General features: G+C 70.9%; 22 protein-coding genes. 8 read left to right on the plus strand and 14 right to left on the minus strand.

From position 1 onward, the window contains the following. Positions 1 to 36: 36 nt before the first annotated feature. Positions 37 to 891 (minus strand): Gfo/Idh/MocA family oxidoreductase, encoded by an 855-nt coding sequence (locus tag OHA77_RS08720; RefSeq protein ID WP_326821147.1) that lies wholly within the window; start codon positions 889 to 891, stop codon positions 37 to 39. A gap of 120 nt (positions 892 to 1011) precedes the next feature. Between OHA77_RS08720 and OHA77_RS08725 the strand changes: the two genes are divergently transcribed. After that, positions 1012 to 1593 carry a histidine phosphatase family protein gene (locus OHA77_RS08725; protein WP_406317311.1) on the plus strand — a complete coding sequence of 194 codons (582 nt, stop codon included), beginning with the start codon at positions 1012 to 1014 and terminating at the stop codon, positions 1591 to 1593. A 153-nt stretch (positions 1594 to 1746) separates the two neighbouring features. Here the strand turns inward: OHA77_RS08725 and OHA77_RS08730 are convergent, their stop codons facing one another. From OHA77_RS08730 to OHA77_RS08740, 3 genes are all read right to left on the minus strand, one after another. Next, positions 1747 to 2010, minus strand: coding sequence for a hypothetical protein (locus tag OHA77_RS08730; RefSeq protein WP_326821145.1), 264 nt, complete (start codon positions 2008 to 2010; stop codon positions 1747 to 1749). A 139-nt stretch (positions 2011 to 2149) separates the two neighbouring features. Continuing rightward, positions 2150 to 2386 carry a DUF397 domain-containing protein gene (locus OHA77_RS08735; RefSeq protein WP_326821144.1) on the minus strand — a complete coding sequence of 79 codons (237 nt, stop codon included), beginning with the start codon at positions 2384 to 2386 and terminating at the stop codon, positions 2150 to 2152. Continuing rightward, positions 2387 to 3247, minus strand: a complete 861-nt coding sequence (locus tag OHA77_RS08740; protein ID WP_406319806.1) for a helix-turn-helix domain-containing protein — start codon at positions 3245 to 3247, stop codon at positions 2387 to 2389. A 308-nt stretch (positions 3248 to 3555) separates the two neighbouring features. Between OHA77_RS08740 and OHA77_RS08745 the strand changes: the two genes are divergently transcribed. Next, positions 3556 to 3948 (plus strand): ATP-binding protein, encoded by a 393-nt coding sequence (locus OHA77_RS08745; protein WP_326821143.1) that lies wholly within the window; start codon positions 3556 to 3558, stop codon positions 3946 to 3948. A gap of 267 nt (positions 3949 to 4215) precedes the next feature. Further along, a complete protein-coding gene (locus tag OHA77_RS08750) occupies positions 4216 to 6609 on the plus strand; it encodes a helicase-associated domain-containing protein (RefSeq protein WP_406317313.1) in 2394 nt (797 codons plus the stop codon). A gap of 87 nt (positions 6610 to 6696) precedes the next feature. Here OHA77_RS08750 and OHA77_RS08755 read toward each other — a convergent pair whose 3' ends face one another. Further along, a complete protein-coding gene (locus OHA77_RS08755; RefSeq protein WP_406317315.1) occupies positions 6697 to 7953 on the minus strand; it encodes an ArgE/DapE family deacylase in 1257 nt (418 codons plus the stop codon). Between the two features lie 4 nt (positions 7954 to 7957). Then, positions 7958 to 9568, minus strand: a complete 1611-nt coding sequence (locus OHA77_RS08760) for a DUF885 domain-containing protein (RefSeq protein ID WP_406317317.1) — start codon at positions 9566 to 9568, stop codon at positions 7958 to 7960. Positions 9569 to 9736: 168 nt separating this feature from the next. On the opposite strand from OHA77_RS08760, the gene OHA77_RS08765 reads away from it, so the two are divergent. Together OHA77_RS08765 and OHA77_RS08770 are read left to right on the plus strand one after the other, a co-directional pair. Continuing rightward, complete coding sequence (locus OHA77_RS08765) at positions 9737 to 10723, plus strand: endonuclease/exonuclease/phosphatase family protein (RefSeq protein WP_406317318.1); 987 nt, start codon at positions 9737 to 9739, stop codon at positions 10721 to 10723. Positions 10724 to 10858: 135 nt separating this feature from the next. Then, positions 10859 to 11179, plus strand: a complete 321-nt coding sequence (locus tag OHA77_RS08770) for a GroES family chaperonin (protein WP_406317319.1) — start codon at positions 10859 to 10861, stop codon at positions 11177 to 11179. A gap of 55 nt (positions 11180 to 11234) precedes the next feature. Here OHA77_RS08770 and OHA77_RS08775 read toward each other — a convergent pair whose 3' ends face one another. The 3 genes from OHA77_RS08775 to OHA77_RS08785 form a co-directional block, all read right to left on the minus strand. Then, positions 11235 to 11996 carry an alpha/beta hydrolase gene (locus tag OHA77_RS08775; protein WP_406317320.1) on the minus strand — a complete coding sequence of 254 codons (762 nt, stop codon included), beginning with the start codon at positions 11994 to 11996 and terminating at the stop codon, positions 11235 to 11237. A gap of 195 nt (positions 11997 to 12191) precedes the next feature. Next, on the minus strand, positions 12192 to 13139 hold the full coding sequence (locus OHA77_RS08780; protein ID WP_406317321.1) for a hypothetical protein: 948 nt from the start codon (positions 13137 to 13139) through the stop codon (positions 12192 to 12194). A gap of 233 nt (positions 13140 to 13372) precedes the next feature. Further along, positions 13373 to 14380 carry a TetR/AcrR family transcriptional regulator C-terminal domain-containing protein gene (locus tag OHA77_RS08785; RefSeq protein ID WP_406317322.1) on the minus strand — a complete coding sequence of 336 codons (1008 nt, stop codon included), beginning with the start codon at positions 14378 to 14380 and terminating at the stop codon, positions 13373 to 13375. A gap of 178 nt (positions 14381 to 14558) precedes the next feature. Between OHA77_RS08785 and OHA77_RS08790 the strand changes: the two genes are divergently transcribed. Continuing rightward, positions 14559 to 15683, plus strand: a complete 1125-nt coding sequence (locus OHA77_RS08790) for an FAD-dependent monooxygenase (protein ID WP_406317323.1) — start codon at positions 14559 to 14561, stop codon at positions 15681 to 15683. A gap of 126 nt (positions 15684 to 15809) precedes the next feature. Here OHA77_RS08790 and OHA77_RS08795 read toward each other — a convergent pair whose 3' ends face one another. The 4 genes from OHA77_RS08795 to OHA77_RS08810 form a co-directional block, all read right to left on the minus strand. After that, positions 15810 to 16100, minus strand: coding sequence for a hypothetical protein (locus OHA77_RS08795; RefSeq protein WP_326821137.1), 291 nt, complete (start codon positions 16098 to 16100; stop codon positions 15810 to 15812). 140 nt (positions 16101 to 16240) lie between these two features. Next, complete coding sequence (locus OHA77_RS08800) at positions 16241 to 16615, minus strand: hypothetical protein (RefSeq protein ID WP_326821136.1); 375 nt, start codon at positions 16613 to 16615, stop codon at positions 16241 to 16243. 194 nt (positions 16616 to 16809) lie between these two features. After that, positions 16810 to 17298 carry a TIGR02611 family protein gene (locus OHA77_RS08805; protein WP_406317325.1) on the minus strand — a complete coding sequence of 163 codons (489 nt, stop codon included), beginning with the start codon at positions 17296 to 17298 and terminating at the stop codon, positions 16810 to 16812. 190 nt (positions 17299 to 17488) lie between these two features. Next, a complete protein-coding gene (locus OHA77_RS08810) occupies positions 17489 to 20410 on the minus strand; it encodes a cellulose binding domain-containing protein (RefSeq protein WP_406317326.1) in 2922 nt (973 codons plus the stop codon). 217 nt (positions 20411 to 20627) lie between these two features. On the opposite strand from OHA77_RS08810, the gene OHA77_RS08815 reads away from it, so the two are divergent. Further along, a complete protein-coding gene (locus tag OHA77_RS08815; protein ID WP_326821133.1) occupies positions 20628 to 21554 on the plus strand; it encodes an aryldialkylphosphatase in 927 nt (308 codons plus the stop codon). Between the two features lie 3 nt (positions 21555 to 21557). Beyond that, positions 21558 to 22436, plus strand: a complete 879-nt coding sequence (locus OHA77_RS08820) for a TIM barrel protein (RefSeq protein WP_406317327.1) — start codon at positions 21558 to 21560, stop codon at positions 22434 to 22436. 76 nt (positions 22437 to 22512) lie between these two features. Here the strand turns inward: OHA77_RS08820 and soxR are convergent, their stop codons facing one another. Then, the gene (soxR, locus tag OHA77_RS08825; protein WP_406317328.1) at positions 22513 to 23025 is read right to left on the minus strand and encodes a redox-sensitive transcriptional activator SoxR; all 513 of its coding nucleotides are present in this window, start codon (positions 23023 to 23025) and stop codon (positions 22513 to 22515) included. Positions 23026 to 23070 lie beyond the last annotated feature (45 nt).

Genomic DNA, 23070 nt, shown 5'->3' on the forward strand with positions numbered 1-23070 from the left:
GTGCGGTCCCGGTGACCGGCACGGTGCGCCACCCCTCTACCCGAGCTGCTCCTCCGCGGCGGAGATGATCTCTTGGAGGTGCAGGCCGTGCGCGGCGTCGAGGGGGTGGCCGCCGCCCCGGCGCACGGTCTGGGCGAACTCGGTGAGCATGACGGCGAAGGTGTCGGAACCGAGCTGGCCGCCGTCGATGGCCTCCCGGCCCAGCCTGCCGTAGACCTCCACCCTGGAGGGCGGTGTCTCGCCCGGCACGCTCATGCAGAGCGAGGCCTCGCTCACCGCGCCGGTCTCATGCTCCAGCAGCAGGCCGGCCCAGCCCAGCGTGTTGCCGTGGGCGCGGACCCCGGTGACCCGGCCGAGCGCGGCGTCCAGCATGTCGATCATGTGTGGGCCGACGTCGAGGATCGCCCCGCGCTCCAGCCGCCACGGACTGGCGAAGTCACCGCCGAGCAGTGCCCCGGAGATGTTGGCCGCGTACCCGCCGAACGGTTCGAGGGCCGACACCCGTGCCAGGAAGGAGCGGGTGGCGGCCGAGTAGCGCCAGGTGAGCACCATCTGTGAGGCGACACCCGCCTCGCCGACAGCCTCGGCCAGCCGCCGTGCCCCGTCCAGGTCCGCGGCGAGCGGCTTCTCCAGCAGCAGCGCCTTACCCGCGTTGGCGGCGAGGACACCGATCTCGGCCTGTACGGCGGGCGGCACCGAGAACGCGACCGCCTCGCAGTTGTCGAACAGCTCCTCGACACGCTCGAAGACGGGGACGCCGAATCTCGAGGCCGCCTCGGGGCGCCGCGCCCACACGCCCGCCAGGCGCGTGTGGGGTCCGGCGGCCAGCATCGGCGCGTGCACCTTCTCCGCCCAGGGCCCCGCGCCCACCAAACCCACAGATATCGTCACTGGCCCAGCTTCTCACGCCGCCATGTTCCGATCACGGTCTTCGGGTGCCGTGCGGAGCCTGTGGATCTCGCGGGGCGCTGCCCGGTCATCGCAGGCCGTACCGGCATGATGGGGACCACCATGAAAGAGATGATTCTGCTGAGGCACGGCGAGACCGAGTGGAGCAGGGACGGACGCCACACCGGGCGCACCGACCTGCCGCTCACCGGCAAGGGCGAGAACCAGGCGCGGGCACTCGCCCCGCTGGTCAAGGGCCGGACCTTCGACCTGGCTCTCGTCAGCCCCGCGCTGCGCGCCCAACGGACGGCCGACCTCGCCGGGCTCACGGCCTATGACACCGATCCCGACCTGTGGGAATGGGACTACGGCGGTTACGAGGGCATCACCACGCCGGACATCCGCCGGACCCGCCCCGACTGGTATCTGTGGCGTGACGGGGTCATCCCCGGCGACACCGAGCACCCCGGCGAGAGCGTGGAGGAGGTCGCAGCCCGCACCGACCGGCTGATCGACCGGGCCCGTGCGGTCGACGGCGACGTGGTGCTGGTCGCCCACGGGCACTACCTGCGGGTGCTGTGTGCCCGTTGGCTCGGCCTTGCCCCGCAGGACGGCCGGTTCTTCCGCCTGGACACCGGCACCTACTCCCGGCTCGGCTTCGAGCACGGCGAACCCGTCGTCCTCGCCTGGAACGCCCCCGTCTGATCAGAGCGAACGGAGCGCCGGGCGCGGTCGGTGGCCGCACCCGGCGCCGATCACCCGGCACCGGCCCCGCGGTGAAAACCGAGGCCCGGCATCGGCCCCGCGGTGAAAACCGAGGCCCCGGCCGGCGGCCACCACACCCTTCAAGAGTCCAGGTCAGGCGGCCGCGGCGTGCGGCTGCGGCTGCGGTCCTCGCCCGGTCAGCCACTCCAGAACCTTGCGATGCCCCTGGCAGGCGTCTTCGAAGTGCCCCCAACGCCAGTAACGGGGCTGGTCACGGACCCCGGTGACCCATGTCCGATAGGCGACCGAGGAGACGTCTCCCTCATGCATGGCCACCGAGGCGACGCCATAGGTGCGGATCACGACCCGGCCACCGGGCGCGAACAGCACGTCGTCCGCCACGGGATACAAGGTCATCTGGTCAAGCATGGTCTGGGCCCCCATTTTCTCCGCCCCAATATCCTCTGGGAACTCAGACTCTGCCTGACCTGCCTACTTCTTGCGTTACATCATCGACGCACCAGGGTTACGGAGCGGGGCGGATGTAAAAACAGTGTTACACCGTCAGGCTGTCAAACTCGCCGTCCTTCACCCCGAGCACCAGCGCACGGATCTCGTCGCGGGTGTAGATCAGGGCTGGACCGTCGGGAAAACGGGAGTTACGGACCGCGATGCTGCCGTCCGACAGCTTGGCGAGCTCCACGCAGTTGCCCTGTGAGTTGCTGTGACGGCTCTTGCGCCAACTGGCTCCGGCCAGGTCCGTGGCGGGCATGCCGTTGTAGATCTGCTCCATTTAGATCTCTCTGAGAAGGTCGCCGAGGATCTCGGCGGTACCCCCGGGCGTGGTGCTTTCCACGCACAACTGCTCCATGGCCGTGAGGTATGGATCGACGTCCTCACGTTTGTCCAGGTAGAGGGCACCCCAGAGCTGCTCGACATAAACGACGTCCGACAAGTCGGACTCGGGAAACCGCAAGATGCTGAACGCGCCCCCCTCGGCCGCGTGCATACCGAATCGGAAGGGCATCACCTGGAGGGTGATGTTGGGCAACGTGGCCACCTCCAGCAGATGCTGGAGCTGTTCACGCATGATCTCCTTGCCTCCGATGGGTCGCCTCAGGGCCGCCTCGTCGACGACCGCCCACAGACGCGGGCCGTTCTTCTTCGTCAGGCGTTCCTGCCGCTGCATGCGCATATGCACACGACGGTCGATCTCCACCTCCGGCGCGTCCGGATAGCCCAGCCGCATCACCGTGCGCGTATAGGCGGACGTCTGCAGCAGACCGGGGACGAACTGCACCTCGTAGGTGCGGATCACGTCCGCCGACTCCTCCAGCCCCACGTAGGTGGTGAACCAGTTCGGCAGCAGATCGCCGAACTTGTGCCACCAGCCGGGGGTGTTCGCCTCGCGGACCATCTCCAGCAGGCCGCGCCGTTCGGCGTCGTCGAGCACGCCGTATAGGGTGAGCAGGTCTTCCACGTCCCGGGTCTTGAATCCCACGCGGCCGAGTTCCATTCTGCTGATCTTGGACTCGGAGGCGCGGATGTGGAATCCGGCCACCTCACGGGTGAGCCCCTTCTCCTCACGCAGGCGGCGCAGGCTTGCGCCGAGCATGATGCGCCGAACGGTGGAACCGGTACCGGGCGGGTCCATGGACACGTATGTGCTCCTTGCTCGCTTCCCTGACCGACAGTCTGTCACTATGCGGGCCAAGATTCCTTAGCCGCGGACAAGGTCCCCTTTCCGTGCGGATTGCCGAATCTGGGGTAACCGTAGCGGTTGCACACCCCTTATGCACGTGCATTCGCTCTTGCACCTGCACATGAGTTTGCACCATGATGACCGATGTGCAGTCCGCCCAAACCGCGCCCCCCCGAACGTCCTGGACAGCGCTCGACTGGTGGCCTCCAGTCGGCTGGTGGCCAGACGCGGCGCGTGATCTCCTGTCCGGGTCACCGGCCATGGCCAGCGCCACCTTCGTGCTCCCCCCGCAGGCCGAGTCCGTCCACTCGGCTCGCAGCTTCGCGACGGGCACCCTCACCGGGTGGAACCTCACCGAGCTGAGCGAGAGCATGGAACTGGTCGTCTCGGAGCTGGCCACCAACGCCTTCCGGCACGGCCTGCGGCTGGCCGAGTCGCGCGCCAGGGAACCGATCAGACTCTCCCTGCTCCGCCGGGACGACCTCGTCGCCTGCGCGCTCAACGATCCCGGAGCGGGTCTTCCCGCACTCCGTGACCCGTCACCGCTGGAGATCGGCGGCCTTGGCCTGCACATCGTCGAGTCGCTCAGCCTCCGCTGGGGGTGGGCGCCGCTGGCCCCCTATGGAAAGATCGTCTGGGCGATCCTCCGGTAACACCCGTGAGCAGGCCCCAGCAGGCCTCTCCCATCAGAAGACCTTCCCGTGAAGGCGCCGCCTCTTCCCCTCATCAGGCGCCGATCGGTCCCGGGCCGCCGAGCCTCCCCCGCCGGCGGTCCCGGGATCGGTCAAGAATGCGGGAGAACGCCCCCGGAACACGTCGCATTCTGCGCGGTACATGCCGTCGGGGATGCCCTCTGCATTACCGTGGATTGCCATGGCTCACGGAGAGTCCCCGCGAGAGATTCCTGAGAGAGCTGCGAGATGGACGATCACCTGCTCGGCTGGTTGAAAACCCTCGACGAAGAACGGCTCACCCACGTGCTGGCGAACCGGCCGGACGCCATCGCCCCGCCGTGGCCGCGCCGCCTGGACACCCTGGCGCAGCGGCTGGGCAACGGGTTCGCGCTGATGGCCGTCATGCGCGGACTCCCCCTCCCGTGCCTGGAGGTCGCGCAGGCCGCCCTGTCCCTGGGCGACCGGGTCAGCCTGGAGACACTGGCCCACTTCATGGGCGTGCCGGAGGCCGAGGTGGCCCCCTGGATCGACCGACTGTTCGACCATGCCCTGGCCTGGCCGGACGACGAGGGGCGGATCCGCGTCGCCGACGGGGTCTCCCGTTGGTGGACGGCCCCCTGCGGGCTCGGTGAGCCGCTCTCGCACTACCTGAACTCCTGGACGGTCAGTACCGACGCCCTCCGCGCGCTGGCCAGGGCGCTGGGCCTGCCCCACGGCCCCAAAAGGCGCACGGTCGCCAGGGTCACCGAGGTGCTCTCCGATCCCCGGCGGGTGACCGCCATGGTCGAGCGCGCTCCGAGCGGCACCGAGCGGCTGCTGGAGGAGTTCGCCTGGGACGGCCCGATCCGCGACGTGGACGGCGGCCGGTTCGTCATGCCGGGCACGCCGGAGAAGTGGGTCGCCGACCACGGACTGCTCTTCCGGCCGAGCTGGAACGTGGCCGAGATGCCCCGGGAGGTGGCGCTCGCGCTGCGCGGCCCCGACTACCACCCGCCGTTCACCCCCCGTCCGCCCGACCTCGCGACCGTCCCGGTGGATCCCGAGACCGTGGACCACCTGATGACGCTGGCCGCCCCGCACGTGGTCGAACGCTGCGCCGCGATGCTGGAGAACACCGCCAAGGTTCCGCTGCCGCTGCTGAAGGCGGGCGGGATCGGGGTGCGCGAGATCCGCCGGCTGGCCAAGGACACCGGCTGCGACGAGGACGAGACCCGGCTCCTGCTGGAGATCTGCGCGGTGGCCCGGCTGCTGGCCTGGGACGAGTCGGCCGGAGGGCTGGTGCCCACCGAGAAGTTCGACCGCTGGCGGCTGGACGACGCGGCGGCCAGGCTACGGGTGCTGCTGGCGGCGTGGTGGCGGATGGAGCGCTCGTCGCTCCGCAGGATCGACGGCAAATACGGCACGGTGCTCGGCGACGACCCCGCCGGAGCCGCGGTCGGCCGGGCCCGGCGGGCGGTGCTCGGCGTGCTGGCACGGCTGCCCGCCAGTACGGCGTGCGCGGACCGGGCCGGGCTGGTCAGGGCCGCGCACTGGCATGCCCCGCTGCTGGAGCAGTCGCTCCTGGCCGAGTGCGCCCCCGCCGTACTGGAGGAGGCCCGGATGCTCGGGCTCGTCGCCGGTGACACGATCACCGACCTGGGCCGCGCGCTGGCCGCCCTGGACGCCTGGGCGGGCGACGAGAACGACGACTCCACCCCGGCCGTGGAGCACGACCCGGTGCTGGCGGAGTGCTCCACCCGCGCGCTGGCCAGCGTACGGCGGAGCGCCCTGTTCGGCGCCGACCTCACCGCTGTGGTGACCGGGCCGCCCTCCACCGAACTGGCCGAACTGCTGGACCGGACCGCCGAACGCGAGTCACGCGGCGCGGCCTCGGTGTGGCGGTTCACCCCGGCGAGTGTGCGCCGGGCGATGGACGCGGGCTACGGTGCCGACGCCCTCCTGGCCGACCTCGCCGAGGTGGGCACGGTGCCGCAGCCCCTCGACTATCTGGTGCACGACGTGGCCAGGCGGCACGGCGAGGTCACCGTGACCACGGTCGCCTGCATCGTGCAGGCCTCCGACCCGGTGCTGCTGGCCGAGATCGCCGGGCACCGGCGGCTGGGCAGACTGGGCCTGCGACTGCTCGCGCCGACCGTGCTGGCCAGCGCGATGCCCGCCGACCGGACCCTCGCCGCGCTCCGGGAGAACGGCTACGCGCCGGTGCCGATCGAGGACACCGGGGAGATCACCATCCGCCGCGCCCGGATCGAGGAGCCGCAGAACGGGCGGCTGATCCTGCTGCCCGGCGGCCGGGTGGCCGAGCTGGAGCAGTCGTATCCCCTGCTGGAGCCGCCGCCCGACCCGCACGAGCACGCGCGGCGGCTGCTCGCCGCCGAGGACGACGCCGCCCACCAGCAGGGCAGGACATGGGCGGTCATCGGCCGGATGGCCACCCGGCTGCCGACCGCCCAGCAGTCGCTGCTCGGCTTCGTGGTGGACCGCGGGGTGCGGGCGGCGATCACGCTGACCGACGGCCTGACCGCCACCATCAGCCACGGCGAGCTGCGCAGCGGTGTGCTCGACGCGTGGTGCGAGGAGGCCGGAGACTATCTGGAGTTCCCGCTGGCCGACATCGTCGAGGTCCGCGGCAACTACGCCTGACCGGTACACCACCCGGACGGATCACCCATACCGGCCTCGTTCCCGCAGCCTGACGTCCATAGCGGGCTCCACGGCATCCGCTGATGCTCAGCCCCTGACTCCGCAGCGGCGCAGCACCAGCAGGGCGAGCGCCCGGGTGACGTCGCGGAGCTCGCGCAGATCGACCTGCTCGCGCGGAGCGTGGGCGAAGCGGACGTCACCCGGCCCGTAGTGCAGGGCCGGGATGCCGCCCGCGGCGTACAGGCGCAGATCGCTCCCGTACGGCGCGGCCGTCTCGGCGGGACGGATCCCGCTCACGTCGGCCACCGCGGCGGCCACCTGATCGAGCAGCTCGTGTCCGGCGGGCAGCCGCCCGCTGGCGAACTGGCCCCCCGGCCAGGTGACGGCCGGAGGGTGCTCGCGCAGCCACGGGTGGCCGAGCTCGCCGATCACGGTCTCCAGGGCGAGACGGGCGTCGGCCGGGTCCTCGTCCAGGCGCACGCCGAGACGGCCCTCGGCGACGAGCAGGTCCGGCACGCTGCTGGCCCAGTCACCCGCACGGACTGTCCCGATCTCGATCGGGTAAGGCAGCGGGTTGCCGTCGAAGACCGGGTCCGGGTCGCGGTTGCGGTCGGCCTCCAGCCGCCTGATCGCCTCGAAGACCGGCCAGAAGACCTCCAGGGCGTTGACACCCTCGTAGCGGGTGGCGCCGTGGGCCGCCCGCCCGGCGACCTCGATCCGGAACGTCAGCGCGCCGGCCGCCGCCGCGATGATCGCCCCGCCGGTCGGCTCGGTGATCACCGCGGCCTCGCCCCGGTGACCGCGGGCCAGGGTGGCGAACGCGCCCAGGCCGCCGTCCTCCTCCCCCACCACGCAGTGCACGGCCAGTGGCCGGGCCAGCCGTACCTTCGCCCTGCGGAGGGCGGCGACGACGGCGAGGTTCGCCGCCAGCCCCGCCTTCATGTCGCAGGCACCCCTGCCGTGCAGGACGTTCCCGCCGATCCGGGCGCCGAAGGGGTCGCCCCCCTCCCATCTGGCCAGGTCACCGGTCGGCACCACGTCCACGTGCCCCTGCAGGACCAGCGCGGGGTCGCCCTCGCCCTCGGTGACGCCGACGACGCCGTAGCCCTCGACCCGGGGCGCCTCCGTGCCGGGGAAGCCGGGGGCGGCCCGGAGGGCGTCGAGGTCGAGCTTCCAGACGTCGACGTCCAGCCCCGCCTCACCGAGCAGTCTCCCGCAGCGATGCTGCAGGTCCGACTCGGCGTCGGTGCCGGTCACACTCGGCACCCGCACCAGCTCGGTCAGGAGCCGGACCGTCTCCGCCTCGTCCAGGGCGTCCAGGACCCTCGCCTCATCGTCGGACATGCCGTCAGCCTTCCAGAGCCACCCGGCGGGCCAGCCCCAGGGGGAGGCCGCCGGAGCCCGCCAGACTGTCGTGGAAGGTGCGCAGGTCACCGCGGCCCGCGGCCAGGTAGTCGTCGCGGATGCGGTCGATCTCCAGGGCACCGGTCAGGTAGGAGGGGGCCTGGGTGGGCCAGGCGCAGTAGCGGGCGACCTCGCCCTTGGCCGTGCCGGGGGTGAGCGAGGAGCGGGTGGTCATGAACGCCTCGGCCTCCTCGACGTTCATGTCGCCGCAGTGCAGCGAGGTGTCCACGATGATGCGGGCCGCCCGGAAGAGGCGGAAGTCCAGGTGGGCGAGCTCCTGGGCGGGGGTGGTGAAGTAACCCTGCTCCCGCATGACCTTCTCGACGTACAGGGCCCAGCCCTCGGTGAAGTAAGGGGTGCGGAACAGCCTGCGGGCCCGGCGCGGGTTGCCCGCCATCCAGGACAGGTGCCAGTGGTGGCCGGGGTAGGCCTCGTGGACGGCGATGGAGGGCATCTGCGCCCTGGCGTTGGTGCGCAGCCGCTGGCGCACCTGCTCCTCGGTGAAGGAGTCGGGGGTGAACGGCACGAAGAAGTGCCCGACGCGCGAGGTGGACAGGGGTGGGGGCTGCAGGTAGGAGGCGACGGCGAGAACGGGCCGCTGGAACTCCGGCGACGGCACCACCCGGCACTCCTCGCCCTCGGCGAACGTCACCAGGCCGTGCTCGCGCACGAACCTCCTGGCCCGCTCGGTCTCGGCGTCGTACTCGGCCCGCATGTCCTCCAGGGTCGGCGCGTGGTCGTCCTGAAGGGCGACGACCGCCGCGTGCCAGTCGTCGGAGCCCCCCGGCAGCAGCCGGGCGACCTCGCGCATCTGCGCGTCCAGGTCGTCGTAGGCCGCCTGGCCGCGCTTGAGCAGCTCGTCGGCTCCGTAACCGAGCATCTCCCGCTCGCGCAGCAGCGTGGAGTAGAGCTCCTCCCCCATCCGCCAGGCGCCGGTGGCCTGGAAACCCTCCAGGAACTCCACCAACCCGTCGAAGGCCGCCGCCGCGGGCTCGGCCGCCGCGACCAGCCGGGCGCGCAGTGTCTCGTCCGCCACCTGACCGGGGATCGTCTCGGTGAGGAAGCGCCGGGCCGTCCGCGCCTGGCCCAGGCCCCGCTCGATGAGCAGCGGGGCCGCCAGCGCCGGGTCGAGGTTCGTCCGGCAGGCCGCGATGACGCCGGGCACCTCGGCCAGCCGCGCGACGGCCGCCTCGACCAGCTCACCCTCGGGTGCGAGCCGGCTCAGGAACGGACTGAACATCGAGTTGAAGACCGGCCCCAGATAGACGGACGGGTCGCGCCGCCAGGCGGGCCAGGACTCGTAGGCGAGCCCGCCGCGCAGGGTGGACATGATCAGCTCGCGGTCGAGCACGTCCTCGAAGTCTCCGCCCCGCACCGCCTGGAAGCGCTCCAGCCAGTGGCGCGACTCCCGCTCACGGGCGAGGATGCCGGCCTCGGTGAAGTCGCCGAGGGTCCTGTCATAGCCCTCCGCGCCCGCGAGGGCGGCGTGGATGGGGTTGGCCGCGAGGTACCAGTCGAGGTAGTCACCGACCAGGTCAGGGGAGAGGTCCGTCATGTCCGGTGAGCCTACTCCGCACTCCTGACATCCGGTTCACCACGCTGACCGGACTCTGCGAGGTCCTGGAGTGTGCCGGCCGGAAAACCTGCTGAGCCACCGCCACCCCCGCAGGAGCGGTGATCCAGGTCTTCTTTCGGCGTTCCCGAACCGGTAGCGTCCGGCGGAATGACCACTGAAACGATCTCCACTACGGCCCCGCCCGCCGGCCGCCCGCGCCGGAGGCGCTGGATCGGCGTCCTGATCTGGATCCTGGTGACGCCGTTCGCGGCCTGGGCGGTGCTGCGGACGACCGGGTGGGACGCCGGGTTCCGGTGGATCCAGCTCGTGGCGTTCACCCCGTACGTGGCGGCGGCCTCGGTCGCCGTCGCGCTGCTCGCCCTGGTCCTGCGCCGCTGGGCGGCGGGCGTGGTGGGCGTGGTCATCGTGGGAGCGTTCGCGGGGGCGGTGCTCCCCCGGGCCCTCGCCGACACCCCGCCGCCCTCCGGCGGGACCCCGTTGCGGGTGCTGGCCGCCAACCTCGCACGCGGCGACGCCGACACCAAGACGGTCATGGACCTCGTCCTGCGGCTCAGGCCCGACGTCCTGACCCTCCAGGAGCTCACCCCCGAGGCGGCCGGGCGCCTGGAGAAGGCGGGCATCCGCAAGGCCCTCCCCCACATGGTCGGCGAGCCCGTCCCGGGCGTCTGGGGCTCCGGCGTCTACGCACGGTTCCCGCTCCGCGCGGACCAGGCCGCGCTCAACTACGGCAACTTCCGCCAGTCGGTGGCCGTCGCGCCCGAGCAGAACCTCCAGATCGTCTCGGTCCACCCCTGTGCCCCCCGGTTCGACTACAAGGCGGCCTGCTGGGCCCAGGGCCTGCGGGCGCTGCCCAGGCCCGGCGCCGGGCCGTACCGGATCCTGGCCGGGGACTTCAACGCCACCCTCGACCATGCGGTCATGCGGGAACTCCTCATCGCCGGCTACCGCGACGCCGCCGACGTCACCGGGCAGGGGTTCACCCCGACCTGGCCCCAGCAGGGCTGGGAGCCGGTCCCCGGTGTGACCCTCGACCATGTGCTCGCCGACCCCCGGATCGCGGTCCGGTCGTTCGGTGTCCACCGTGTCCCCGGCACCGACCACCGGGCCGTCTTCGCCGAACTGAGACTCCCCTGAGCCGCGCGGTGACCGGCCGGATCCGGTCCACCGCGGGATTCCGGCCGGTACGGGCCCGCCTGCGGCCCTCCGCCGGGGACAGCCGGGCCGCCGGATCCGCCGGGGTGATCCCGGCGGTCCCATAAGCTTTCTGTTGTGGGTGACCCGAAGTTCGAAATCCAGATGCTCCACGACCGCGTCATGATCAAGGTCGATCAGGAGTCGGAGGAGCGACGCAGCACGGCGGGCATCGTCATCCCCGCGACGGTGAAGCTGGCCAACCGGCTCGCCTGGGGTGAGGTCTGCGGTGCGGGCCCGAACGCCCGGGCGGTGAAGGTGGGCGACAAGGTGCTGTTCAATCCCGAGGACCAGTACGAAGTCGAGGTCCACAGCCGGACCTATCTGATCATGCGCGAACGCGACCTGCACGCCATCGCCACCCCGCAGACCGACAACGGCACCGGCCTGTACCTGTAAGAGCCTGCTGGCAAAAGGAAGGCCACAGGCCGCCGCCCCTTGCGGGCGGCGGCGATCAGGGACGCGGGCCGAAGCCTTGGGCCGCGAGCCAGGTGGCGCAGAGGCTGGTCCAAGCGGACGCGGCCTGTTCGCCCTGGGCGAGCCCAAGCCCGTGTTTGCCCTCGGGAAAGACGTGGAGCTCGAACGGTGTCCCGGCGCGGGCGAGTGCGGCGGCATACAGCAGGCTGTTGTCGACCGGGACCACAGTGTCGTTCGCGGTGTGCCAGAGGAATGTCGGCGGCGTCTCGGCCGTCACGTTCAGGTGGGCGGATAGGGCTGTCGCCTGCTCCTCGCTGCCGTCGGTGCCGAGCAGTCGGTGGCGCGACGAGGAGTGCACCCCGGTGAGGTCGATGACCGGGTAACCGAGCACCACGGCATCCGGGCGATCCCCGGCGTTCGAGCCGTCTTTGGAGGTGGCGAGGGTGGCGGCGAGATGGCCGCCGGCGGAGAACCCCATGACGGCGACCCGCGTGGCGCCGCGTTGCCGGACGACGTTCATCGCCTGGCGCAGGTCGTGCAAGGGAGCCGGATGCAGCGGCTCGCGGCCCAATTCGCCCTCGGCCACCCGGTAGCGGAGCACGTAGGCGTCGACGCCCAGCATGACCAGCCAGCGGGCCACGTCCGTGCTCTCATTCTCGGCCAGTCTGGCGTAACCGCCGCCGGGGCACACCACCACCGCACCCGAGGCCGGGGTGTCCGTTCCGTACAGCGTCAGGCCGGGCGGTTCACCAGTAGCCGTGCCGGGAGGAGCCGCTGACCAGAGCGGGATGTCGATCATGTGCCGGGACTCTACCCCACGAGGGTTACGGACCTCCCTGCACCGGTCCCGTACCCACGAGCATTTAAGCCTTTGTCGGCAGGTTCCAAGGGCGCGACCCGCCGGTGGCCGGTGCCGGGGCGCCCGGTGCCGGGAGTCTTCGGCGAGGCGAGGCGGTCCGGTACGGCGGGCGTTCGCCGTACCGGACCGGAGCCGTCACCGCCGGGTGTAGCTGAGATAGACCTTGTTCTTCCAGTCCTCGGCGGAGATGTCGGCGAGCACCCGGGTGGCCTTGCCCTGGAGGTCGATCACGGCGACCCGGTAGGCGCTCCCACTGGCCACCACGGCGAGGACGTGCTTGTCGTCCCACCAGCCCAGCAGGGCCTTCGGCTTGACGTTCGCCTTGGCGGTGAGCTTTCCCGAGGTGCGGTTCCAGAAGCAGACGTACTCGGTGTAGGTCGCCGGGCACCAGGTCATGAGGGTGCCTCCGGAGGGCGAGAAGACGTCCTCGCCGCCGGCCGGGATCCCCGTCTTGGCCAGCGTGCGCCGGAGCGCACCGTCCTGGCCGTAGAAACGGGTGCCCCCCTGGTAGTCGGCCACCACATCGGCGCCGTCGGGACTCCAGCGGAACCTCGCGGCCCGGTCCACCCCCTGCACGGTCACCGTCCGGGCGGTCTTCGCCGTCGCGTCGACGATCACGAAGCCCGTCGTCTCCCAGATCGTGCCGTTCTTCCGCTGGACGGTGAGGACCGCCTTTCCTCCGCTGCGGGACCAGTGGGCGAACTTGGCGATGTACGGCTTGGCGACGGTCTCGACCTTGCCGGCCTTGTTCGTCACCAGGTCGGCGAGGAGCACCGAGTCACGGCCCGCGCTGTAGGAGGTGGGCACCGCGAGGGCCATGGCCCCCTTCGGCGCGACGGTGATCTCCTGATAGCCGTTCTGTTTGACGAACCCGGTGTTCCTGCGCAGGTATGCCACGTTGCCGAGGGTGTAGGAGGTGATCTTGAGTGGGTCCGCGGCGTTCTCGCGCAGGGTCACCCGGGTGTCGGGGAGCGCGACGTCCACGGATCTGGCGGCGGATGAGGCGGTCGGGGTCAGCGCGGCCGCCGAAACGGCGATGACGGCGCAGCCGAGCAGTCGGTAAATCCCAGGAGTCACAGACACGGCGGCATTTTAATCCGGGAATCAGCCCGATATCTTCCCCATGCCGGATTGGTTTATCGGGCACATTCATCGGCGGCGGCATATTAATGCGTAAATGTCGGGGCCGTATTAAAGAATCAGCGGTCGGACGTTTCCCCGTCCGCTGGACAGGGCGGCACCCCGTCCACCCGATCGGCCGCGTGGGAGCCCGGCCGATCAGGTGGTCCGCTCCGGCTCTCGACGAGCACGACCGGTCAGGTGGATCTCTCCGCCCTCTGGCTCTCGATGAACACGGCCAGGCCGTCGAGCATCGGCTTGAGGCCGAACTCGAACAGCTCGTCGAGGCGGAGGTCGTACTCCAGGGCTCCGGAGAGCCTGACGAACGTCGGATAGTCACCCGACGCGGCCAACGCGGCGAACGCGGACTCCTGGGTGTCCATCCACTGCTCCTCCGACAGGCCCGTGACGGCCTCGGCCTGCGCCTCCCTCTCCAGGTTGACCGCGATGCCCTGGACGTAGCTGTAGACCAGCACATGCAGGTTCATCATGACCGCCGGGTCGAGGCCGAGGCCGTCGAGGGCGCTCAGCGCCCACTCGGCGTGGATCATCAGGTTGGGCAGCAGCAACGGCCGGGTCAGCGAGCTGACCTGGGCCAGCCACGGATGTCTGCGACACAGGGCCCAGAGCATGCGCGCGCTCAGCTCCAGGCGGGCCCGCCAGCCGGAGGGGGCCTCGGCGGGATAGGAGCTTTCACCGAACGCGGCGTCGGTCATCAGCAGGACGAGGTCGTCCTTGCCGGCGACGTGCCGGTAGGGCGACATGGTGGCGACACCCAACCGGGCCGCGACGCTGCGCATGGACAGGGCGGCCAGCCCCTCGGTGTCGGCGATCTCGATGGCGGCGCGCACGACGCGCTCGCGGGTCAGCTCACGCTCCGGAGCCGGCCCGTGGTCGCGGGCCGGTCCAGGCCCATGGGGCGATCCGTGGCCGGAGGCCGGACCGCGCCCGGAGGCTGCCGGGTGACCGGACCGGACCGGTGGCGCCTCGGCGACCACGGTGCCGACCCGGGGCTCGGCACGGACGAGACCTTCCTGACGCAGGACGGTCAGCGCCTTCGTGGCGGTGGCCAGGGCGACCCCCCACTCCCTGGCGATCTGCCGGGTCGACGGCACGCGCTCCCCCGGGCCGATCTCAGCGTCTGCGATCCGGCGGCGGATCTCGGTGACGATCCGGACATAGGGCGGAACCGTTTGCGGGCCCATCGCGCCTCCTCGGTCCTTCTGTACTAGGACAGAGTATCACCTGACAGCAGCCCAAATCGCCCCATGACCACCAGCCTGTACTAGTGCTGTTTGCCTTATTAAACAGGGAAAATGCGAGTTGCGAGCTTTGTGCGTACGCCGTACATTCAGCTTTGCGTACGACGTATTAGGAGAGTCCATGAAGAACATCCTCATCTCCGGCGGAAGCATCGCCGGCCCTGCCCTGGCATGCTCGCTGCTCCGCCACGGCTTCCGTCCGACCATCGTCGAGCGGGCGCCCGAGCCGCGCCGCGGCGGTCAGGCGGTCGACATCCGCGGCGTGGCTCTCGACGTGGCCGGCCGGATGGACATCCTGACCGGGGCGCGCGCGCTCGCCACCCGGATGCGCGGGATGTCCGTGCTCGACGGCGACGGCAACGAGGTGATGCGCACGACCGAGGCGACCTACAGTTCCGGCAGGCTCGACAACGACGACATCGAGATCATGCGCGACGACCTGATCCGCCTGCTCATGGACAGGACGCGCGACGGCGTGGAGTACGTCTTCGGCGACTCGATCACCGCCGTCGAGCAGGACGGGCACGGCGCCCGGGTGGCCTTCGAGCGCGCCGAGCCCCGCACCTTCGACCTGGTGGTCGGCGCCGACGGCCTGCACTCCAACGTACGCCGGCTCGTCTTCGGCGAGGAGTCCCGCTTCATCCACCACCTGGGCACCTATCTTGCGATCTTCCGCGCCGACAACTTCCTGAACCTCGACGACTGGCAGATGTGGCTCCGGGACGGCGACAAGGGCTACGGCATCTACCCGGCGCGCGGGAACACCGAGCTCCAGATCTCGTTCGGCTTCGGCTCGTCACCGCTGGACTACGACCACCGCGACATCGAGCAGCAGAAGCGGATCGTCGCCGAGCAGATCACCGGCCTGCGCTGGGAGGCGACCAGGCTGCTGGAGGCCATGTGGAAGGCGCACGACTTCTACTTCGACGCGATGGCCCAGATCCATATGGACCGCTGGTCGGACGACCGGGTCGTGCTGCTGGGCGACGCCGCCCACTGCCCCTCGCCGCTGTCCGGCCAGGGCACCAGCCTGGCCCTGGTCGGCGCCCATGTGCTGGCCGAGGAGCTCGGCGGGGCGGGCGGCGACCACCGCGCCGCGTTCGCCCGCTACGAGGAGCGCATGCGCCCGTTCGTCGAGCTCAACCAGGCACTCGCCACCGAGAACCCCGGCGCCCCGGCCTCCGAGGAGTCGGTCGAGCGGGCCAAGAACGCGATCTCACTCGACAGCCGGGCTCTGGCCGGCTGATCACGTGGCCTTCCGCGCACGGAGCGGGGCGGCCGGCCACCCCGGTGGCCGCCCGGACACCCGCACGGGCGGCGAAGGGCCTGCGGACCCGCCGCTCCGGGCCGGCTCCGCCGTACCGGCACCGGATCAGCTCCGCCGTACCGGCTCCGGGGCGGCGGCCGCCACCTCCCCGCATCGTGCGCACTCGGCCGCCATCGTGACGCGGAGCCGCCGCTCCTCGTAGAACCGGTGACCCAGAGCGGCCACCACCAGGATCGCGCCGAGCAGCAGAAGCATCACCGGACCGTACTTGTCGTGCCCGATCAGGCCCATGACGAGGTGGGCTATACCTGCGGCGACGATGATCGCGCCGACGTTGAGCAGTTCCCTGTTGAGCGTCCACCCCGAGGCGGATCGTCTCCGTTCCGTCTCACTCATGCACCCCAGGCTGGCTACCGCGAGTTACATCCCCTGTCGGATCCTGTGACCGACATGTAAAGGATGCGGGTTCCTCCGTTACATGCGGGAACGCCACGGACGGCCGTTCGGGGCGTCCCGGCCCCGGCGCCGGAACGGGGTCAGAAGTAACCGGCGCCCGCGATGGTGGCGGGGGTGGTGCCGAGGTTCTTCACCTTGAAGCGGATGCAGGCCGGGGCCGTGTCGGGGTCGGCGGCGACGTAGGGCGCGTGGTCGTTGGCGACGATGGTCACCGCGCCGATGTACCTGCCCTTGCAGGTGCCGATCTTCACCTCGGTCGGCACGGTGTTGTTCTCCAGCTTGACCAGGACCTTGCCCTTGTACGGAGCCGTGGGGACGAGTCCCTTGGCGAGGAACACCTCGGCACCGGGCAGGATCGTCGCCCCCAGGTTGACGGTGTCGGCCCGGGCGGAGACGCCGGTCACGACAACGATTCCGGCCGCCGCCAGGGCGACCATCGAGGTCAGGGCGCGCATCGGACGTCACTCTCCTTGTATCCGGCTTCGAAGATCAGACGGAGAGAGACTACGGAGGGCGACATCCCGAAATGATCATGTGACTGGCAGGTCCTGGTAAAACCTCGCCGGAGACGTCACACCCGGCAGGGGACGCGATCACCTCGGCCGGACGACCCGGCCGGCGCCGGGACCGGGGAGACGGCCCCGGTCGATCACCGTGCCTGGCGGTTCAGCAGCTTCTGCGCCTCGGTGATCAGGTCGAAGTGGAAGCTGAGCTTGAGGCCGTAGTAGACGATGGCCGCGGCGGCCGCGGCGGCCATCAGGACGACCAGGATCTTGACGGTCCAGCCCCGGCGGCCGAGCCAGGCCGTCCAGGTGGACAGGGTCTGCTTGCCGAACGCCAGCAGCCGGTGCGCCCAGTGGAACTCGGTGGCGAGCACGGCGAGGCCGGCGAAGACCACCAGCCAGCCCGGCCCGGGAAAGGGCACCATGATGAGGCCCGCGGTGACCAGCACGGCACCGAGGACACCGATGACGATCTTGAGGGTGAGCCGGCCCGCCCGGGTGGCCCTGATGCCGTCAAGCCGGCCGTGGATGCCCGACCGCCGCACCGCCTCGGCTTTCAGGGCGTCGGCGTCACCGGTCTCGGACGGCCGCCCGGCCGCCGCCTGGGTGTTCCGCACCTCATCAGAGATAGCCACGTGATCCCCCGGACAGTCGGTTTCGTTCCAGAATAGGCCAGCCCGTTTCGTCGCCGCTCCTCCTGGGGGATGAGCCGCGCCTGTTCCGGAGAAGGAGACGCATCCGCGACCCCAGGCGCACGGCGGGGACGACGGTGATGGTCCCGCGCGGCCTCGGAGGACCGCGCGGGACCGGGGTCGGTACGGCCGGTCAGCCGGCCGTGCAGGTGACGGTGGCGGGGACGCCGTTGGTACCGGTCCAGCTGGCACCGAAGCCGAACGTCGTGGACGCCCCGCCTCCCAGGGCGCCGTTCCAGCTCGCGTTCTTGACGGTGACGGCGGCGCCGGTCTGGGTGTGGACGCCGCTCCAGAGCTGGGTGATCTGCTGGCCGTTCGCGAACGACCAGGTGACGGTCCAGGCGCTGATCGCCGAGGTCCCGGTGTTCTTCACCGTCACCTCGCCCTGGAAGCCGCCGGTCCAGGAGTTGGTGACCTTGTAGGCCGCGGAGCACCCGGCGCCGCCACCCGATCCGGCGGCCGTCTTGAAGGTGACCGGGTCGGAGGCGGTGGAGCTGTTGCCCGCCGCGTCACGGGCGACCACATAGTAGGTGAAGGAGGTGTCGGCGGCCAGACCGGTCAGCGCGAACGAGGCCGAGGAGGGCGAACCGGCCTGCACGTCGGTCGTCCCGGCCTCCCGGTAGACGTCGTAGCCGGTCACCGCGGTGTTGTCGGTGGACGCCGTCCAGGTCAGCGTGGCGCCCGAGGAGGTGATCGCCGAGGCGACCGGCTTGCCGGGTTTGGACGGCGGGGTGGTGTCGCCGGGCGGGACGGTCCCGCCGTTGTCGGCGTAGAGGACGCCCCGGCCGTTGGTGCCGAGGTAGACGCGGCCGTAGACCCGGGGATCGCCGGTGATGGCCTCGCCCATGTTGCCGTACTGGTGCTGGTCGTCGTTGATCCTGACCCAGGTCGCGCCGGTGTCGTCGGAGCGGAAGACGCCGGACACCCCGCCGACCGTGGCGGCCGCGTAGAGCACCTGGTAGCTCCTGCCGGGCGCGGCCTTGCCGAAGCCGATGTTGCCCGCGGTCGTGACACCGGAGACCTTGGTGAACGACGCGCCGCCGTTGGTGGAGTGCAGCAGGCCGGAGTCACCGCCCGCCAGCCAGATGTCCCCCTCGCGGCCGGGGACGGCCTTGAACTTGACGTTGCCCGTGGACGGCAGCCCGGTCGCGGCGGTGGCCGTGAAGGACGCTCCGCCGTTGGTGCTGGCGTAGAACTTCCCGGCGCTGAAACCGTAGAACCTGCTGGGGTTGACCCGGTCGGACTCGACCACGGCGTCGGCGGGGATGCCGGTGGAGGCGGTCCAGGAGGTGCCGAAGCCCACCGAGTAGTGCACGGCCACACCCTTGGGCGCCCAGACGGACCGTGATCCGTCGGCGGCCGTCGCGACCGTGCCGCCCTCGTTGATCCCGGCCGGCTCGGTGCCCTGGAACCAGTTGGCGCCGCCGTCGGTGGAGAAGGCGACGTGGCTGTCGCCCGGCCGGTCCGCGTCGGTGAAGTTACCCGCGCGGACCATGACGGCCGGGTTGGTCTCGGCGTAGTCGAGACTCGTCGTCGAGGTGAAGCCGGGCGAGGTGAACATCATGGGCGGCACGGCGTCGAGGTTGGCGTGCCGGAAGCCGCCGATGTCCCCGAGGCCGCTGATCAGCGGGGCACCGGAGGGCGGGCTGATCAGGTCGAGGACGGCGGTCTCCTCAAGCCCCCGCACCATCGGCTTGATGGTGAACTGGCCGCCGGTGTCCCACTTCAGCAGGTCCTCGGTGCCGTAGAGCGTGGCGCCCGTGCCGTACATCATGCGGTTGGAGTCGAACGGGTCGATCTCCAGCGACTCCGTCATCCAGCCGAGTTTGGGCGTCGTCTCCGGTGGCTGCGGGTTCGTCCCGAAGGTGAGCCACGGCGAGGAGGAGACGTCCATCGTGTAGCGGAAACTGCGGTTGGGGTAGGAGGTGAAGTCCCAGATCCGGGTCCAGGTGGCGCCGCCGTCGGTGGTCCGGAAGAAGATCACGTCCGGCCACCAGGAGATCTGGGTGGCGACCATCAGGGTGCCGGGATGCTGCCGGTCGATGGTGAGGCCGCTGTAGCCGAAGTAGTCGTCGGCCGAGGTCGACGGGATCGGGCTGATCCGGGTCCACGCGCCGCCGACGGTGTCCAGCTTCCAGACGTCGCCCTTGGCGCCGTCGTACGGCCCGCCGGTGTCGCTGGTGGCGATGTACAGCGCGTGGCCCGCATGGTCCAGAACGCCCTTGTGCGCGATGTAGCCGGTCGGCTGCCCGGCGACCCTGGTCCAGGTGGCACCGGCGTCGGCGGAGCTGTAAACCGTGTTCTCCTTGTCGGCGACCCCGACGTAGATCTTCTTCGTCGGGGTCCCCTTGGTCGCCGAGGACGGGTCGAAGGTCACCCAGACCACGCCCGGCCGGTGGCTGAGGTAGCCGCTGGGATCACCGGGGTCCTGGGCGTAGTTGCCGGGGTTGGGGAAGCTCGCGACCTTGGCCCAGGTCACGCCCTTGTCGGTGCTGCGCCACAGGCCGTTGCCGTCCGGTGCCCCGAGATAGACGACGCGGTTGTCGTTGGGGTCCACGGTCAGCCGCTCGCCCATCCCGCGCCCCGGCATGTTGCCGCCGAGCTTGAACGGCAGGGGTGTCGCCTGCCAGGTCTTCCCCTTGTCGGCCGAACGCAGGATCGCGCCGTTGTTGGGGTCCCAGCTGTTGGTGTACATCCCGGCGGCGACGTAGACCCGGTTGGTCTCCACCGGGTCGGTGGCGAGGCTGACCACGCCGTTGTAGCCCCACTTGTCCTGGCCCACCCAGTCGAGGAGCGGGGTCCAGGTCTTGGACGCCTGCTCCCAGCGGTAGGCGCCGCCGATGTCGGTGCGGGCGTAGATCAGATTCTTCTCGGTCTGGTTGAAGATGATCCCCGGCACGAACCCGCCGCCGTCGATCCGGACGTTCTTCCATTCGTACGACTCGGCGGCGGCCGTGGAGGAGGACGCCGACGCGGCCCCTCCTCCGGCGGCGGTGCCGATCGCCGCGCACGCCACCGCCACGGCGGCGAGCATGCTGAACAGCCTTCTTCGCATGTACGGCTTCCCTTCGCAGAGCAACGGACAAACCGCCATGCACGATCAGGTGACGGGACCCTGACCTTCGACCGCCCATGATGCGCGTGCATGAACGCCCAGAGGTTCACATACTGCGCAAGGATCGTCAATAGTTTGCCGATCCAACTAAGGGTGCCAAGGTAAAACCCTTGGGACTTCCATTATGTTTAACCAAAATATGGGTTAATGTCCGTTCATGCCCAAGGCTCTCCTCGACACAATCGAGGCTCCCCTTGTCAGGACCGTCACCGGCTCCTGCACCCCGTCCGCCGTCGACGGGGCCGTCCTTCCCCGCGAGCACCTGCGCAGCGACATGCGCAGGGCCGCCGACGCGGGATCCGACCCGCACCGCTGGCTGGACGAGGAGCAGGAGGTCACCCGGGAGCTGTGCGGGCTGCGCCAGTCCGACAGGCTCGGCCTGGTCGTCGAGCTGAGCTGCATCGGCATGGGCCGCGACGTCGCCACGCTGGCCCGGATCACCGCCGGCAGCCGGGTGGCCGTGGTGGCCGGGACCGGCTTCTTCTCCGGCCCCTTCACCCCCTCCTGGGCCCTCGACGCCGACGTGGACACCCTCACCGCGCACCTGCTGACCGAGATCGAGGACGGCCTGGACGGCACCAGCATCCGTCCCGGTGTGATCGGCGAGATCGGCATCTGGGGCCAGGAGCCCACCCCCGCCGACAAGCGCTGCGTGGCCGCCGCCGCCAGGGCCGCCCTGGCCTCCGGCCTGCCCGTCGCCACCCACCACCGCGGCGGCCTGGCGCTACTGGAGATCCTGCTCGACGAGGGCCTGCCCGCCCACCGGGTCAGCGTCGCCGGCTCGGGGACCGACCCGTCGATCCCCGGTAAGATCGTGGAGAGTGGCGGCTACGTCTGCCTCTCCTCCCTCGGCGGTGACCGGCTCCGGCAGGCACTGGACCTCATCGAGGCCGGATACGCCCACCGCCTGCTGCTCAGCAGCGGCCTGTCCAAGGTCTCCGAGATCGAGCGGTACGGCGGAGCCGGCTACAGCCACCTGTTCCGCACCTTCCTGCCCCGGCTGCGCGAGTCCGGGGTCAGCGAGGAGACCATCCGCCTGATCACCCACGACAACCCCCTCCGCTGGCTGAGCCACCTGGAGTAACCCGTGTCGATCAAGGTCGCGAACGCCCCCGTCAATTTCGGGGTCTACCGGGTGGAGGGCGCCCCGCTGGACGCCGACGCCCTGCTCGGCGCGCTCGCCGGGGCCGGCTACGCCGGGATCGACTCGGGCCCGATCGGCTACCTGGGCACCGGCGCCCGGCTGCGGGAGCGGCTGGAGCGGACCGGGATGGGACTGGCCGGCGGCTGGGTGGACCTGCGCTACGAGGACCCCGGCGCCTTCGCGGCCGATCTGGCCGGACTGGACGCGGCGCTGGCGGTGTTCGCGAGCGTGCCGGTCGCCGACGGGCGGTTCGCACCCCGGCCCACCCTGGCCTGCCCCGCCCACCCGCCGCGGTTCGCCGGGGGGGCCGCCCCCGGCCTGCCGGGCGAGGAGTGGGCGGCGTTCGCCTCCCGCGTCCAGCGGGCGGCCGACCGATGCCGGGACCACGGACTGGAGCCCGTCTTCCACCATCACGCGGGAACGCTCGTGGAGACCCCCGAGGAGGTCGAGCGGCTGCTGGAGCTCACCGACGTCTCGCTCTGCCTGGACACCGGTCACCTCTGGCTGGCCGGCGGCGATCCGGTGACGGCGCTGCGGGAGTGGGGCGACCGGATCGGCCAGTTCCATCTGAAGGACGCGAGCCGGGAGGCACACGACCGGGCGCGGGCGGCCGGCGGCGACCTGGCCGCGGCCGTCGCGGGCGGGGCGTTTCCCGCACTCGGCGCGGGAGAGGTCGACCTGCCCGCCGTGCTGGGCGCGCTCGGCGGCTACCAGGGCTGGCTGGTCGTCGAGCAGGACGTTCCGGGCTCCGGCCAGGACCTCGACCGGATCCTGGCCGACCAGCGCGCCAACCGCGCCTGGCTCCGCGCCCACGGCATCTGACCTCACCCTCACCCTCGCCCGCTGACCTCCCCGGCGGACGCCGTCGCGTCCTCTCCGCGCTCTCCGGGCGCCGTCGTCACACCTCCGGGGTCTCCGAAGGGTCCGCGGCCGGGTCTTCGCAAGGAGAGGAAGAGACGCAGTCGCGGCGCGGGAGGACCATCAGGCGCGAGCCGGGACCGCGGGCCGCCGCCACGTCATCGGGGTTGGCCAGCACGCAGAGGCCCAGGGACAGGCAACCGCAGCCGATGCACTCGGTCAGGCCGTCGCGGAGCCGCTGGAGCTGCTTGATCCGGTCGTCCAGCTCGCTCCGCCAGGCCATCGAGAGCCTCGCCCAGTCATCCCGGGTGGGAGTGCGCTCGTCGGGCAGGGCGGTCAGCGCTTCCTGGATCGTCCTGAGCGGGATGCCGACCCGCTGCGAGACCCGGATGAAGGCGATCCTGCGCAGCGTGTCGCGGGTGAAGCGGCGCTGGTTGCCGGCCGTACGGCGGCTGCGGATCAACCCCTTGGACTCGTAGAAGTGCAGGGCCGAGACGGCGACCCCACTGCGGGAGGCCAGCTGGCCGACGGTGATCTCCACATTCTTGGGCACGCCTTACTCTAGCCCGACCTCAACCATAGGTGAGGTCGCCTGTTC

This window comes from Streptosporangium sp. NBC_01639, from assembly GCF_045209755.1.
Classification (GTDB): Bacteria; Actinomycetota; Actinomycetes; order Streptosporangiales; family Streptosporangiaceae; genus Streptosporangium.

Excerpts from the sequence above, each read along its gene's own strand:
- OHA77_RS08725 (WP_406317311.1), top strand. The coding sequence starts at position 1,012 with ATGAAAGAGATGATTCTGCTGAGGCACGGCGAGACCGAGTGGAGCAGG.
- OHA77_RS08730 (WP_326821145.1), bottom strand. The coding sequence starts at position 2,010 with ATGACCTTGTATCCCGTGGCGGACGACGTGCTGTTCGCGCCCGGTGGC.
- OHA77_RS08735 (WP_326821144.1), bottom strand. The coding sequence starts at position 2,386 with ATGGAGCAGATCTACAACGGCATGCCCGCCACGGACCTGGCCGGAGCC.
- OHA77_RS08740 (WP_406319806.1), bottom strand. The coding sequence starts at position 3,247 with ATGGACCCGCCCGGTACCGGTTCCACCGTTCGGCGCATCATGCTCGGC.
- OHA77_RS08745 (WP_326821143.1), top strand. The coding sequence starts at position 3,556 with ATGGCCAGCGCCACCTTCGTGCTCCCCCCGCAGGCCGAGTCCGTCCAC.
- OHA77_RS08750 (WP_406317313.1), top strand. The coding sequence starts at position 4,216 with ATGGACGATCACCTGCTCGGCTGGTTGAAAACCCTCGACGAAGAACGG.
- OHA77_RS08755 (WP_406317315.1), bottom strand. The coding sequence starts at position 7,953 with ATGTCCGACGATGAGGCGAGGGTCCTGGACGCCCTGGACGAGGCGGAG.
- OHA77_RS08760 (WP_406317317.1), bottom strand. The coding sequence starts at position 9,568 with ATGACGGACCTCTCCCCTGACCTGGTCGGTGACTACCTCGACTGGTAC.
- OHA77_RS08765 (WP_406317318.1), top strand. The coding sequence starts at position 9,737 with ATGACCACTGAAACGATCTCCACTACGGCCCCGCCCGCCGGCCGCCCG.
- OHA77_RS08775 (WP_406317320.1), bottom strand. The coding sequence starts at position 11,996 with ATGATCGACATCCCGCTCTGGTCAGCGGCTCCTCCCGGCACGGCTACT.
- OHA77_RS08785 (WP_406317322.1), bottom strand. The coding sequence starts at position 14,380 with ATGGGCCCGCAAACGGTTCCGCCCTATGTCCGGATCGTCACCGAGATC.
- OHA77_RS08790 (WP_406317323.1), top strand. The coding sequence starts at position 14,559 with ATGAAGAACATCCTCATCTCCGGCGGAAGCATCGCCGGCCCTGCCCTG.
- OHA77_RS08795 (WP_326821137.1), bottom strand. The coding sequence starts at position 16,100 with ATGAGTGAGACGGAACGGAGACGATCCGCCTCGGGGTGGACGCTCAAC.
- OHA77_RS08800 (WP_326821136.1), bottom strand. The coding sequence starts at position 16,615 with ATGCGCGCCCTGACCTCGATGGTCGCCCTGGCGGCGGCCGGAATCGTT.
- OHA77_RS08810 (WP_406317326.1), bottom strand. The coding sequence starts at position 20,410 with ATGCGAAGAAGGCTGTTCAGCATGCTCGCCGCCGTGGCGGTGGCGTGC.
- OHA77_RS08815 (WP_326821133.1), top strand. The coding sequence starts at position 20,628 with ATGCCCAAGGCTCTCCTCGACACAATCGAGGCTCCCCTTGTCAGGACC.